The following is a 13,561-nucleotide window of genomic DNA, read 5'->3' as shown; positions in this document are numbered from 1 at the left end:
AAGGGACAGCCATATTGTCTATCATCCACGGTCGACAAGCGGAAAAAAGTTTGAGCAAATTCATTCATTTCAGCCTGATGAGAACCCGCCTTTCCGCTCAGGACAAGGCCGTATCTGCCTTCCCATCTTCAGCCTTATTGCTTTGCGCCTCTTTACTCTCTCTTTCCGTGAGTGTGCATGCTGACGACAATAAAGATCAGCTCAAAACCATTCAGCAAAACATCGCGGAAAAAGAAAAAAGCGTAAAACAGCAGAAACAACAGCGCGGCACTTTGCTGCAACAATTGCAGGCGCAGGAAAAAACCATTTCCTCTGCCAGCAGCCAGCTTCGCGGAACTCAGTCAACACTATCCACGCTCAGCAAAGACATTGCCGGGCTGAACGCGTCTATCGATCAGTTGCAGAAACAGCAAAAGACTCAGGAAGAGATCCTGGCAAAACAGCTCGATGCGGCTTTCCGTATCGGCCAGCATAAAGGATTGCAGTTGCTGCTCAGCGGTGAGGAAAGTGACCGCAACGAGAGGATCTTGGCGTATTTCGGTTATCTGAATACCGAGCGGCAAAAAACCATCGAAGAGCTGAAACAGACCCGCACCACGCTGGCTGAACAGCGTGTTTCTTTGCAATCCAAGCAAACACAACAAAAAAGTCTGCTGAGTGAACAGCAAACACAGCAACAAAAACTCGAACAGGCGCGTGCCGCCCGTAAGCAAACCCTTACGGCGCTGGAATCCTCATTGCAAAAAAATGAGCAGAGCCTGACGGAACTGCGCGCCAACGAATCCAGCCTGCAAAACAAAATTGCTGCCGCTGAACGTGCTGCCAAAGCCCGCGCAGAAAAAGAAGCACGTGAAGCCGCCGCCGTCAGAGCGAAAGAACAACAAGCGAAAAAATCGGGTTCAACCTACAAACCGACCCAAAGCGAACAGTCACTGATGGCCCGTACCGGCGGTCTGGGACGTCCGTCTGGTCAAAATATGTGGCCAGTTAACGGTTCGTTGATACATCGCTTCGGCGAACAACTACAGGGTGAACTACGCTGGAAGGGCATGGTCATTTCAGCACGCGAAGGCAGTGATGTCCGGGCGATTGCAGACGGACGCGTCATTCTGGCGGACTGGTTGCAGGGCTACGGGCTGGTTGTGGTTATCGACCACGGCAAAGGGGATATGAGTCTGTACGGTTACAACCAGGATGCGCTGGTCAGCGTCGGCGATCAGGTGAGAACCGGTCAGGCTATCGCAAAAGTGGGGAACAGCGGCGGACAGGGCCAGCCATCGCTGTATTTTGAAATTCGTCGTCAGGGCCAGGCAGTAAATCCACAACCGTGGTTGGGAAGATAGCATTGCGATATAAAAAGTCCGTTTTAGCTGCCCTTTGTGGTACTGCGTTTGTCGTTTGTCAGGTTCAGGCAGCGAAATTATCCATCCTGATTGATGACTTTGGTTATCGCCAGCATGAGGAAAACCAGGTACTTCAGATGCCTAAAGCGGTATCGATCGCGATTTTCCCCAATGCACCTGATTCTCAAATGATGATGAAAAAAGCGCATCAGCAGGGACGGGAAATCCTGATCCACCTGCCGATGGCGCCGCTCAGTAAGCAGCCACTGGAAAAAGATACGCTGACACCTTCAATGAGTGCCGCAGAAGTGAAGCGTATTGTCGATCAGGCCATCAGCAATATCCCGTACGCGATTGGTATCAACAATCATATGGGCAGCGCCATGACATCCAGCCTGACCGGGATGGAAAACGTCATGCAGGCCATGAATGCCCACAACTTATTCTTCCTCGACAGCATGACCATCGGCAATACCAAGTCGGTTCAGGCCGCTCAGGGAACCCGGGTGAAAGTGATTAAGCGCAACGTCTTTTTAGATGATGTGCAGAACGAAGCGGAAATCCGCCATCAGTTTGAACGCGCCATTCAACTCGCCCGCAAGAATGGTTATGCCATCGCCATCGGTCATCCCCATCCGACCACGGTAAAAGTGCTGCAACAGATGCTGCCGAATTTGCCTTCCGATATCGTTCTGGTGCGGCCAAGCGACCTGCTCAATGAACCGCAGCGCAGCGCCCCGGCAGGTAAAGCGACCCGTAACGTGCCACCGAAACCATCGCGTAAAGGCATCAGCGTCTGCCGTGTAAAACAACCTGTCCCTCAAATCTATGCCGACAGCATGTTTAAAGTGCTGGGCGAAAGCCTGTCTGCATTGCCGGCAGTGCAGCTTGTTGAACGCCAGTATTTAACGTGGACCACATTTTATAAAAAATAGGATTCAAAGACATTGACGGGCGTCAGCTCCCCATTTTCGAAAAATGGATGTAAAAGACTGATTCAACATATTGATATGAATGGTTTTATCTTCATAATCAAATAACTAGAGCTTATAGAATTTGCCTCTTATAATGGGCAGCATATTTTTTTAACCGGGCTGAGCAAGGGCGCAAACCGATGGGACTAGATCGATCTAAAATTCTGCTGCTGGACAGCGGCAAAGAATGGGGAGGTGGCACCAACAGCATGTTGGAGCTGCTGAAAAGAATCGATCGTGAAAAGTTTGAAATCAGTTGCTGCTTTTACAATGATTATGCCCGCGATAATGGCGAAACAATCAGCCAGATATTGAACTCACTCAATGTGCCGGTTTTTTTCATTCCCCAGGTCAGGCAGCCCACCTGGGCGAAAATCAGCAAAGAAACCCTGCGAACGCTGTTTTTCTTTAGCGGAAATTTGCGCCAGAAAGCCATTTATTCTGTCGATAAAATCTGGCGTATAAATCCCAATATCCGCAAGATCCATTCCCTGCTTGAGCTCGGTCAGTTTGATATTTTATATATGAATAATCAGCCCAGCTCTAACGTGGAAGGCTATTATTCGACCGAAGGTTTACCGACAGAAATCGTGCAACATTGCCGCATTGAACCGGTTCTTAACCGGGAGGTTGTGCGCATCGTCAACCGGTTCTGCCACAGCATTATCTCTGTTTCTCAGGGTGTTCAGGAACAGTTGCTTAAACGTGGCGTGCGCAAAGAGCTGTGTTTTACCGTCTTCAACGGCATCGATATTAATCAGCCTTTACCCGATGGCACCAGGATCCGCCAAGAACTGGGCGCAACGGAAGATACTTTCATTCTAGGCAGTATCGGTTCTCTGATTAACCGTAAAGCACACCACTTCACATTACTGGCGCTCGACAAATTTAACCGCGCATTTCCGGAAGCAAAATGGAAAATGGTGTTTGTCGGGGAAGGCCCGAATTTGCGCCGTCTTATTCAGCAGGTTTCGGCTCTGAATATGATGGACAAAGTGGTATTTACAGGTTTCCAAAGCAATGCGCTGGAATATCTGGCGGCGTTTGACACCTTTATCTTAGGCTCAAAAAGTGAAGGCCTGCCGCGGGTGGTTCTGGAATCTATGTTACTCAAAACACCCGTGATAGGATCCAATGTCACGGGAACTGCCGAGCTGATTAAAAATGCAGAAACCGGGATGCTTTTTGAGTATGGCGATATCGAGATGCTCTTTAATCATATGAAAACGCTGTATCTCAACACCCATTTGCGAAGTGAAATCGCGATGCAGGCAAACCTCGCTGTCCGCGAAAAATTTGCGATTGAAAAATATGTCTCTGGCGTGGAAACCGTTTTAAGCAGTGTTAAAAAGAAACAAGGCTGAACATGTTCAAATTTCTAAATCCTAAATATCGTCACATTCTTTCACGCCACAATCTGCCTTATGCCAATACTGTTGTAGCAGGTGCGCCGAAGAACAATATCACTTCTGTCGTCATTCCATCCGCGGGTGCTGACTATATTGAAGAAGCCTGTTTATGCGCGGAATTTGCCGACAAATTCGCCACTCAGTTGCAGGAAATCGTCATTGTGACCGATCAGGATGCCAGCCTGTTCCGGCCTCTGCCTGAAAAAGTCCGCATCGTGACGCTGAATCTTGAAACCAAAACGGGTGATTATCGCTATAAACAAATTTATCTCAGTCGTCTGATTAAACTGCTGGCACCTTTGCAGGCGAAAACTGACGGTATTTTGATGATCGATTCAGATCTGAATCTGCTGAAAATGCCTGAAATTCAGCTGCATGAAAACCATATTTACTCGAGTTTCCGTCAGGGTAAGATGATTGCCAAACTCGAGGGTTGCGACCCGGAAATCATTCCAGCGTATTACAAGGACAGCGTGCGGCCTTATATCGTTGACCACGTCAACGGCGCATTCTTAGCGGCGACGCGTAAAACCTGGGAACGTTTGTGCCCGCTTTGGATTATGTTTTTCAGAGATACTTGGAATATTCTGCCAGACAATCAGCCTCCGACGGATCAGTTGCCACTGGCGGCAATGCTCGACACTCTGGATATCAAAAGCGTCAATCTAGGCGACTGGATGAACTGGCCGGTTTCGAAGAAAATTGGCGGTACGCCGTCGGTTATTCCGAAAGAAGTCATTGGTGCGCATGGCGGTTTCCCGCTGACCGAATGGCAAAAATATCTAGCCTCGCCTGATAATGAACTGCTGTTTAAAGGTCAGGATTACACCCGTAAAGTGCGATATCTGACGGATGTTGAGAAACAAAAAGCAGAGCCGGGCGCATAAACCCCCCCGCCAGTCAGAAAAAAGCCTGCTATTTCAGCAGGCTTTTTCATATCTGCAAAAATCCGGTCACCAGTTAAGAATGACTTTCCCCGAATGCCCGGAACGCATCGCATCAAACCCTTTCTGGAATTCATCAATCGGGAAATGATGTGTAATTAATGGCGTGAGATCTAACCCGGACTGGATCAGTGCCGCCATTTTGTACCAGGTTTCAAACATTTCCCGGCCGTAGATACCTTTAATGAACAACCCCTTGAAAATCACCTGATTCCAGTCGATGGCCATTTCTGTGGAAGGAATGCCGAGCATGGCAATCCGGCCGCCGTGATTCATGGCACTCAGCATGCTGCGAAACGCCGCCGGTGCGCCGGACATTTCCAGTCCGACATCAAACCCTTCCGTCATCCCCAGTTCTTCCATGACGTCCGTCAGGCTTTGCTGGCTGACATTGACCGCCCGCGTCACACCCATTTTGCGTGCCAGTTCCAGCCGGTATTCGTTCATGTCGGTGATCACCACATGACGCGCGCCGACGTGTTTGCAAATCGCTGCGGCCATAATACCAATCGGACCTGCACCGCTTATCAGAACGTCTTCTCCGACAAGATCAAAAGACAGCGCTGTATGAACCGCGTTGCCCAGCGGGTCGAAAATAGCCGCCAGATCATCAGAAATATTGTCCGGGATTTTGAACGCATTGAACGCAGGCAAAACCAGATATTCCGCAAAAGCGCCGGGGCGGTTTACCCCTACGCCCTGTGCATTGCGACATAAGTGCGTGCGGCCGCCACGGCAGTTGCGGCAATGCCCGCAGGTGATATGACCTTCACCGGAAACACGGTCACCGATGCTGAAACCTTTGACTTCCTGCCCGATCCCGACGACCTCGCCGACGTACTCGTGCCCGACCACCATCGGTACAGGAATGGTTTTTTGTGACCATGCATCCCAGTTATAAATATGCACATCTGTACCGCAGATGGCCGTTTTGCGGATTTTGATCAGCAAATCGTTATGGCCCATTTCCGGCACCGGCGCATCCGTCATCCAGATGCCTTCTTCACGTTTGAGTTTTGCTAAGGCTTTCATGGAATCTCCTCAGGCGATCACGCCAAGTTTTTTGCCGATACGGGTAAAGGCTTCAACCGCCTTTTCGATCTGTCCGGTGCTATGTGCCGCAGACATCTGGGTGCGGATACGCGCCTGGCCTTGCGGCACCACCGGATAAAAGAAGCCGGTGACATAAATGCCTTCCTGCTGCAAAAGCGCGGCAAATTCTTGTGCCAGACGGGCTTCGCCCAACATGACAGGAATGATGGCGTGATCGGCGCCCGCCAGCGTGAAGCCTGCTGCGGTCATTTTTTCTCGGAACAATTTGGCGTTACTGAGCAGACGCTCACGCAGTTCGCTGCCTTCTTCGAGCATGGACAGCACTTTGAGAGAGGCCGCAACAATCGAAGGTGCTAAAGAATTGGAGAAAAGATAAGGACGTGAACGCTGACGTAACCAGTCAATGACTTCCTGACGCGCCGCCGTATAACCGCCGGAAGCCCCGCCCAGCGCTTTGCCGAGCGTACCGGTGATGATGTCCACCCGCCCCATCACGTCACAATATTCGTGAGTACCGCGCCCTTCGGCACCGACAAAACCGACAGCGTGGGAATCATCGACCATCACCAGCGCGTCAAAACGTTCGGCCAGATCGCACACGCCTTTCAGGTTAGCAATCACGCCATCCATGGAAAATACGCCGTCGGTTGCAACCAGGATATGCCGGGCACCGTCGTCTTTCGCCTGCTGCAAACGGGCTTCGAGTTCGTCCATATTATTGTTGGCATAGCGATAGCGTTTGGCTTTGCACAACCGGACACCATCGATGATGGATGCGTGGTTTAGCGCATCCGAAATGATGGCATCTTCTTCGCCCAGCAGCGTTTCGAATAATCCACCGTTGGCATCAAAACAGGAGGAGTAGAGGATCGCGTCGTCCATACCGAGAAAATCGGCCAGACGGTGTTCGAGTTCTTTATGGGTATCTTGTGTACCGCAGATGAAACGCACCGACGCCATACCAAAACCGTGGCTGTCGAGCCCTTCTTTCGCAGCCCGGATCAGCTCCGGATGGTTGGCTAATCCGAGATAGTTATTCGCACAAAAATTGATGACCGGCTTGCCACCTGCGACAGAAACTTCAGCTTGCTGGGGCGTGGTTAGAATGCGTTCTTCTTTAAACAGCCCTTCAACCCGAGCCTGATCGAGCTGGTCTTCCAACTGCCGATAAAACGAAACAGACATACAGTATTCTCCTGAAATGACTCATTCACGGAATACCTTACTAATCTGAATATGAAATAACGATGGAACTGCGCACAATATCTTTGTTTTGCAGCATAGTTCACGCCTTACGGTCTGAAACACAAGAATGCGTGTTATCGGACACCTTCCCAATGTGAGCTTCATAATGAAGTGTTATGATATTACTCAATTACAGACTGCGCATGGTGCGCGGTTCTTCAAATGATTAAAGGTGGATCCCATGATAATCGTCACTGGCGGCGCTGGTTTTATCGGCAGCAATATTATTAAATCGCTCAATGATATGGGATACCGCGATATTCTGGTGGTTGATAATCTGAAAGACGGCACCAAATTCGTCAATCTCGTTGACCTGGATATTGCGGATTATTGCGACAAAGAAGATTTCATCGCCAGTATCGTTGCAGGCGACGATTTAGGGGATATTGACGCCATTTTCCATGAAGGCGCCTGTTCGTCCACCACTGAGTGGGACGGCAAGTACATGATGGACAACAACTATCAGTACTCTAAAGATATTCTGCATTATTGCCTGGATCGCAGCATTCCTTTCCTTTACGCCTCTTCTGCCGCCACTTATGGCAGCCAGAGCACCAGCTTTGTAGAAGACCGTAAATACGAGCAGCCGCTGAACGTCTATGGCTATTCAAAGTTCCTGTTTGACCAGTATGTCCGCGAAATTCTGCCACATGCGGAATCTCAGATTTGTGGTTTCCGTTACTTCAACGTCTACGGACCACGTGAAGGCCATAAAGGCAGCATGGCCAGCGTCGCGTTCCATCTGAATAACCAGATCAACGCCGGCGAGAACCCGAAATTGTTCTCCGGCAGCGAAGGTTTCAAACGCGATTTCATCTACGTGGGCGACGTGGCTGCGGTAAATCTGTGGTTCTGGCAGAACGGTGTTTCCGGTATTTTCAACTGCGGTACCGGCCGTTCAGAATCCTTCCAGGCTGTGGCAGACGCCGTTGTGGCGTACCACAAATCTGGCGATATCGAATACATTCCTTTCCCGGAAAAACTGAAAGGCCGTTATCAGTCCTTCACTCAGGCCGACATGACCGCGCTGCGTAATGCCGGTTATGACAAACCTTTCAAAACGGTTGCTGAAGGCGTGACGGAATACATGAGCTGGCTTAACCGCACAGTTTAAGCCCTGCACATTGAGGAATGGATTAACGGTATGAAAATACTGGTAATTGGGCCGTCATGGGTCGGTGACATGATGATGTCTCAAAGTCTCTACCGCACCCTGAAAGCGGCGCACCCGCAAGCACAAATAGACGTGATGGCACCTGCATGGTGCCGTCCTTTGCTCGACCGGATGCCAGAAGTTAATCAGGCGCTGGCGATGCCATTGGGCCATGGTGCTTTGGAACTTGGCGAGCGTCGTCGTCTGGGCGTTTCATTACGTGATACGCATTATGACCGCGCCTATGTCTTGCCTAACTCCTTTAAATCAGCGCTGGTTCCGTTTTTTGCGCGCATTCCTCAGCGTACTGGCTGGCGTGGCGAAATGCGCTATGGCCTGCTCAATGATGTGCGGGTACTCGATAAGGCGGCATTTCCGCTGATGGTTCAGCGCTACGCTGCGCTGGGCTACGAAGCCGGGCGAATCAAAACGGCCGCTGATCTTCCGCAGCCGGTTCTGTGGCCGAAACTTCAGGTCACCGGAGCCGAAATCACTGCCGTCAAAAACGCATTCACTGTCGATAATACGCGCCCGTTGATCGGGTTTTGTCCGGGCGCCGAATTCGGCCCGGCCAAACGCTGGCCGCATTATCACTATGCCGTGCTGGCCGAAAAACTGATCAGCCAGGGCTATCAGGTCGTGCTGTTTGGCTCAGAGAAAGACAATGCTGCAGGGGAACAAATCCGTCTGGCGCTGACCGAAAGCGCTCAATCTTTCTGTCTGAATTTTGCCGGTAAAACCTCACTGGATCAGGCCGTTGTGATGATCGCCGCCTGTCAGGCTGTGGTCAGCAATGACTCAGGTCTGATGCATGTGGCCGCTGCGCTGGATAAACCGCTGGTAGCACTTTACGGGCCAAGCAGCCCGGACTTCACTCCGCCGCTCAGCCATCAGGCAAAAGTTATACGCCTGATCACCGGCTACCATAAAGTCCGCAAAGGAGATGCCGAAGAAGGCTATCACCAGAGTCTGATTGATATTCAACCAGAGCAGGTTTATCAGGAATTAAGCCAGTTACTGGGCGCAAGGAAGGAGCTTTAATGCGGGTTCTCATCGTCAAAACCTCGTCCATGGGCGACGTCTTGCACACACTTCCGGCGTTAACGGATGCCATGCAGGCTATTCCCGGGATCCGCTTTGACTGGGTTGTGGAAGAAGGTTTCACTCAGATCCCTGGCTGGCATCCGACTGTCGACCGCGTTATTGCGGTGGCTATCCGCCGCTGGCGTAAAAACTGGTTTGGCTCTGAAACGCGGCAGCAACGCTGTGATTTCAAACGCGAAGTTCAGTCCACCCCGTATGACGTCATCATTGACGCTCAGGGGCTAATCAAAAGTGCAGCGCTGATCACCCGCGTTGCCAAAGGTGAAAAACACGGGCAAGACTGCAAAAGCGCCCGTGAACCTTTCGCCAGTTGGTTCTTTAATCAGCGGCACGAAATTGATAAAAAGCAGCACGCAGTGGAACGAACCAGAGAACTGTTCGCTAAAAGTCTCGGTTATGAAAAACCTGCGACTCAGGGAGACTACGCCATTGCAGCGCGTTTCCTTTCACATCTGCCTGCCGATGCCGGTCAGTATCTGGTCTTTCTCCACGCGACCACCCGTGCAGACAAACACTGGCCGGAAGAAAAGTGGCGGGAGCTGATCGGGATGCTGAGTACGACTAATCTGCGCGTCAAACTGCCATGGGGCGCTGAGCATGAGTATCAGCGTGCATTACGCCTCGCAGAAGGGTTCCCGTACGTCGAAGTCTTGCCTAAATTAAGCCTGGAGAAAGTAGCCGAGGTTTTAGCTGGCGCGAAAGCCGTTATCTCAGTGGACACCGGACTCAGTCATTTGACCGCAGCGCTGGATCGCCCGAATATCACCCTCTACGGCCCGACAGATCCGGGTTTGATTGGCGGGTATGGGAAGAATCAGTTTGTCCTGAAAGCAGAAAACAACTCGTTGGAAAATCTGCCGGCAGAGCGCGTTTTTGAGCAACTTAACGATGTTATTTTTGCCAATAAGGACCAGAACTGACCATGAGCTATGTGATTATTTTCATTTTGCTGTGGCCATTTAAAATACTGATGAAACCTTTTCATCAGGGCAAAGGGCGAAATCTGGTCATCCAGACTGCCAAAATTGGCGATTTTGTTAACATCACGCCGTTACTTAAACATCTGAAAAAATCGGATGTGCTCATCAGTAAAACGGTTTTGCCACTGGCAGAACGCGATGCGACAATTGATGCCATTTTCATGATTGAAGATTATAAAAAATCTCTGCTCAGCAAAATTCATCTCGCATTTAAACTGCATAACCGCTACGACAATGTTTATCTGTTGCAGCCGAACAGCGTTAATGCTTTCTACGCTGCATTTTGTAATGCGAAGTACAAAGCGTTTCTGATTGCTTATACCCGCAAGTGGTATCACGGGATTTTTTATCAGACGGCCGACGTGGTTCGCTTACATCAAAAAACCGATTTCACACTGGAAAGTTACCTGAAGCTGGCAGATACCAGCCTCAGTGCAGAAAGCTATTCTAAACACGCCACCTTTCCCTTGTGGAAGCCTGAAAAAACGTTGCAGGGGCTGACTGAAAACAACCAAATCAAAATTGGCATCAGTATTTCGGCAGGTAATAAAGCTAAAACAATTCCGACGGCGGTATGGGTTAAAATCCTGAACGTTCTGGCCGGGCTGCCTTGTCAGTTTTATGTTTTTGGTCCGGAAAATGAGCAGAAATATCTTGATCAGCTTCTGGAGAAACTGAGCAATCGGGAAAACATCATCAGCTTAATAGGTAAACTGGAATTGCATGAAGTTCCCTATGCGATTTCGCAGATGGACATGTATATTGCCTCAGACTCTGGCAACATTTATATCGCTGATGCCGTTAATATCCCGGTAGTTTGTCTTGCGGGTCCGTGTGACCTGACTGAGCAACATCCTACCTACGCACCCTTGATCCTGACGCCAGAAGATAAAAAGCTCACACCTGAATCTTTCATTTTCTCTGCACCTTATAAATTCAGGCACAGCGCGGAAGAACTCTTTTCACTGAGTGATACACAGCTGGATAAAATACGTTCATTCGTTATGAACAAAGTGTTTCAGGGACAAAACCATGTCTGACCATGAATACCTGAGCTATATCGAGTATAAAGAAGAGCTCGTGAACAATTTAGGGGGATCACCCTTCCCCGTGGTTCATATCGCATTCGGGATAAACAATGCATATGCCCGCGGTATGGGGATCACTATCTTTTCTGTTTTAGAAAATAACCCTGAGTTAGTATTTCACATTCATGTTTTTGGTAGTGCACTGGACGAAAAATCAAAATCCCTGCTGCTTGAACTGGCTGTGGATCATCCGCTCGCCATTACCTGCTACGTTTTCAAAGAGTCCGCATTTTCCGGTTTACCGCTGATGGGGCGCTATCCGCAGGCTATTTATTATCGTTTGTTTACGCCTTATATTCTGGCTGATGTCACGTCCAGATGTCTCTATCTTGACGCCGACACATTATGTTTAGGCAGTTACAAAGAACTAAATGAGTTGGATATCAGCGCTTATACGCTGGCAGCGGTGAATGATACGCAACGGGCCAGAAACAAGCTTTGCACTCAATTAGGCCTGACCAGTGGCAATTACTTCAATTCGGGTTTTTTATACATCAACATCCCTCAGTGGCTCGCGAAAAACACCACTGAACGGATAATCCGGACACTTTCCTGTCAGAAAAATGAATTTAAATTCCCTGACCAGGACGCGCTCAATATCGTTCTTGAGCATGAAGTACTGCTGCTTCCTAAAAAATACAACTTTGTTTGCGACATAATTATAAACAAAGTAGGAAAAAGAATAGCGGTTCCGGAAGATACCATCCTGATCCATTATACCGGTAAGTGTAAACCCTGGCACATTTGGGGAATGGGAGAACTGGCTGATATATATGACCGTTATTATGCGCAATCTCCGTGGCAGGCAGTCCCACATGACATGCCTGCTTCCTATAAAGAGATGAAACGCTATGCGCAGGCGCTCTGGCACAAAGGCCGGTATGCAGCCAGCTTTTGCTGGATGACTAAGTACATGAATAATAAGATTTTCAGGAAAAGTTCTTTATGATCAGGCCGCTGATAACCGAGATTAAAAAATCGTCCTTTGACGATAAACTGGCATCTTTGTTTTTCTTATTTATTACTATTTCCATCTCCTTCTTTATGTACTCCGGGGAGGTAACCCGCAACTTCTTTTATATCGCAACCTATATCGCTATAATCTATTTTATCTATCTCACTTTACGGATTGAGAAGAGGATTTATTTTTATCCGATTACCACGGTAGTCCTGCTTCTGGGCATCAGCAAGTTGCTTTGGGTTGTCCTCACCATAAATCATGAATATCCACTGATCGCTCACCATTATCAGATCAGTGGCAAAAGACTGATATTAGCGTCTTTTATCTTGTATGCCATTGAGCATAACATCCGAAAATGGAAGATCCCCACACTGACAGTGCGCACGGGCATCTCCATTATGACGCTTCTGTTCATTATCATCTCCGTCACACGGATCATTATTTATTTAAAAACGGGTGACCGGATAAAAATAAATTCTGATGCCCCGACTTCCGGTGCTTATACGTTTACTATTTTCTCGTTATTGGTGATGTACAGTCTCAAATTTCATGGGCTCAAACATTACAGGCTCATTTGTCTGGTAGTCATGACCTTAACATTTGGCGTTCTGGCAGCAACAGAAACCCGGTCAGCGGTAATGCTCTTTACCTTAATTAGCGCATGTAGCGTTCTTTATGATTTTGCAAAGAGTTCACATACCTCAAAAGTAATTTATGGCTTTGCAATTGCAGGATTAATCATTGCGGCGGTTGTCTCCGGCCACCCTTATTACAGTAAAGTCGTCAACCGGATAGATAATCTTCATAATGAAGTCGCTTCTTACGATGCCGGAGACCGTAATACTTCCGTAGGCGCCCGTTTCTCTATGTGGCGTGCGGGTATTGATGCTTTTAAGCATCATCCTTTCGGGCAGTCAGCTGACAGCCGGAATGCGCTTGCGACAACCTTCATTAATCAGCATGAGGGCGGAAATCCGGAAGCCTTACGTAATCTGCAATTCCATTTACACAATGACATTATTGATACGATGTCATTGCAAGGGATTTTTGGCGCATTGATTATGGTGCTTTTCTTCGCCACATTACTGCTCTATCCCTTCAGACTTGTTCCTAAAGGTTACGAGTTTTTATTACTTTCAGTTCCGGTCATTTACTTTAGTCTGGGCGATACTCAATTTTATAATCGCGAATCGCCGTATTTTATTGTACTGGTATTTGCCTATCTGCTGATGCTGAGGATGAAGACCCCTTCAGTGACTGAAAAACAATGATTTTGCGGACCGGGCTCTCTCCCCGGTCCGGTTGCC

The 13,561-nt window shown here is 48.8% G+C and carries 12 protein-coding genes; 10 read left to right on the top strand and 2 right to left on the bottom strand.

The genetic code is table 11. From position 1 onward, the window contains the following. Positions 1-77 precede the first annotated feature (77 nt). The 4 genes from envC (at position 78) to D6C13_RS12765 (ending at position 4,613) form a co-directional block, all read left to right on the top strand. A complete protein-coding gene (envC, locus tag D6C13_RS12780; protein ID WP_244212688.1) occupies positions 78-1,343 on the top strand; it encodes a murein hydrolase activator EnvC in 1,266 nt (421 codons plus the stop codon). Between the two features lie 2 nt (positions 1,344-1,345). Beyond that, a complete protein-coding gene (locus tag D6C13_RS12775) occupies positions 1,346-2,278 on the top strand; it encodes a divergent polysaccharide deacetylase family protein (RefSeq protein ID WP_120133118.1) in 933 nt (310 codons plus the stop codon). A gap of 179 nt (positions 2,279-2,457) precedes the next feature. Beyond that, positions 2,458-3,681, top strand: coding sequence for a glycosyltransferase (locus D6C13_RS12770; RefSeq protein WP_120133117.1), 1,224 nt, complete (start codon positions 2,458-2,460; stop codon positions 3,679-3,681). A 2-nt stretch (positions 3,682-3,683) separates the two neighbouring features. After that, positions 3,684-4,613 carry a hypothetical protein gene (locus D6C13_RS12765; RefSeq protein ID WP_120133116.1) on the top strand — a complete coding sequence of 310 codons (930 nt, stop codon included), beginning with the start codon at positions 3,684-3,686 and terminating at the stop codon, positions 4,611-4,613. A gap of 66 nt (positions 4,614-4,679) precedes the next feature. Here the strand turns inward: D6C13_RS12765 and tdh are convergent, their stop codons facing one another. After that, a complete protein-coding gene (gene tdh / locus D6C13_RS12760) occupies positions 4,680-5,702 on the bottom strand; it encodes an L-threonine 3-dehydrogenase (protein WP_120133115.1) in 1,023 nt (340 codons plus the stop codon). A gap of 9 nt (positions 5,703-5,711) precedes the next feature. Next, positions 5,712-6,908, bottom strand: coding sequence for a glycine C-acetyltransferase (kbl, locus tag D6C13_RS12755; protein WP_120133114.1), 1,197 nt, complete (start codon positions 6,906-6,908; stop codon positions 5,712-5,714). A gap of 241 nt (positions 6,909-7,149) precedes the next feature. On the opposite strand from kbl, the gene rfaD reads away from it, so the two are divergent. Genes rfaD through D6C13_RS12725 form a run of 6 tightly spaced genes read left to right on the top strand, consistent with a single transcriptional unit; the run spans position 7,150 to position 13,525 of the window. Beyond that, positions 7,150-8,082 (top strand): ADP-glyceromanno-heptose 6-epimerase, encoded by a 933-nt coding sequence (gene rfaD, locus D6C13_RS12750; protein WP_112289323.1) that lies wholly within the window; start codon positions 7,150-7,152, stop codon positions 8,080-8,082. Positions 8,083-8,112: 30 nt separating this feature from the next. Next, on the top strand, positions 8,113-9,162 hold the full coding sequence (gene rfaF / locus D6C13_RS12745; protein ID WP_120133113.1) for an ADP-heptose--LPS heptosyltransferase RfaF: 1,050 nt from the start codon (positions 8,113-8,115) through the stop codon (positions 9,160-9,162). After that, positions 9,162-10,145, top strand: a complete 984-nt coding sequence (rfaC, locus tag D6C13_RS12740; RefSeq protein WP_120133112.1) for a lipopolysaccharide heptosyltransferase RfaC — start codon at positions 9,162-9,164, stop codon at positions 10,143-10,145. Before rfaF ends, rfaC begins: the two co-directional genes overlap by 1 nt. Before the next feature lie 2 nt (positions 10,146-10,147). Further along, positions 10,148-11,245, top strand: a complete 1,098-nt coding sequence (locus tag D6C13_RS12735; protein WP_120133111.1) for a glycosyltransferase family 9 protein — start codon at positions 10,148-10,150, stop codon at positions 11,243-11,245. Then, the gene (locus D6C13_RS12730) at positions 11,238-12,242 is read left to right on the top strand and encodes a glycosyltransferase family 8 protein (RefSeq protein WP_120133110.1); all 1,005 of its coding nucleotides are present in this window, start codon (positions 11,238-11,240) and stop codon (positions 12,240-12,242) included. Before D6C13_RS12735 ends, D6C13_RS12730 begins: the two co-directional genes overlap by 8 nt. Further along, entirely contained in the window at positions 12,239-13,525 is a 1,287-nt protein-coding gene (locus tag D6C13_RS12725; RefSeq protein WP_120133109.1) for an O-antigen ligase family protein, read from the top strand. Before D6C13_RS12730 ends, D6C13_RS12725 begins: the two co-directional genes overlap by 4 nt. Positions 13,526-13,561 lie beyond the last annotated feature (36 nt).

The sequence above is a fragment of the Rahnella woolbedingensis genome (genome assembly GCF_003602095.1).
Taxonomy (GTDB): domain Bacteria; phylum Pseudomonadota; class Gammaproteobacteria; order Enterobacterales; family Enterobacteriaceae; genus Rahnella; species Rahnella woolbedingensis.
This window is presented reverse-complemented; position numbering and strand designations above follow the sequence as displayed.

Excerpts from the sequence above, each read along its gene's own strand:
- envC (WP_244212688.1), top strand. The coding sequence starts at position 78 with ATGAGAACCCGCCTTTCCGCTCAGGACAAGGCCGTATCTGCCTTCCCA.
- D6C13_RS12770 (WP_120133117.1), top strand. The coding sequence starts at position 2,458 with ATGGGACTAGATCGATCTAAAATTCTGCTGCTGGACAGCGGCAAAGAA.
- D6C13_RS12765 (WP_120133116.1), top strand. The coding sequence starts at position 3,684 with ATGTTCAAATTTCTAAATCCTAAATATCGTCACATTCTTTCACGCCAC.
- tdh (WP_120133115.1), bottom strand. The coding sequence starts at position 5,702 with ATGAAAGCCTTAGCAAAACTCAAACGTGAAGAAGGCATCTGGATGACG.
- kbl (WP_120133114.1), bottom strand. The coding sequence starts at position 6,908 with ATGTCTGTTTCGTTTTATCGGCAGTTGGAAGACCAGCTCGATCAGGCT.
- rfaD (WP_112289323.1), top strand. The coding sequence starts at position 7,150 with ATGATAATCGTCACTGGCGGCGCTGGTTTTATCGGCAGCAATATTATT.
- rfaF (WP_120133113.1), top strand. The coding sequence starts at position 8,113 with ATGAAAATACTGGTAATTGGGCCGTCATGGGTCGGTGACATGATGATG.
- rfaC (WP_120133112.1), top strand. The coding sequence starts at position 9,162 with ATGCGGGTTCTCATCGTCAAAACCTCGTCCATGGGCGACGTCTTGCAC.
- D6C13_RS12735 (WP_120133111.1), top strand. The coding sequence starts at position 10,148 with ATGAGCTATGTGATTATTTTCATTTTGCTGTGGCCATTTAAAATACTG.
- D6C13_RS12730 (WP_120133110.1), top strand. The coding sequence starts at position 11,238 with ATGTCTGACCATGAATACCTGAGCTATATCGAGTATAAAGAAGAGCTC.
- D6C13_RS12725 (WP_120133109.1), top strand. The coding sequence starts at position 12,239 with ATGATCAGGCCGCTGATAACCGAGATTAAAAAATCGTCCTTTGACGAT.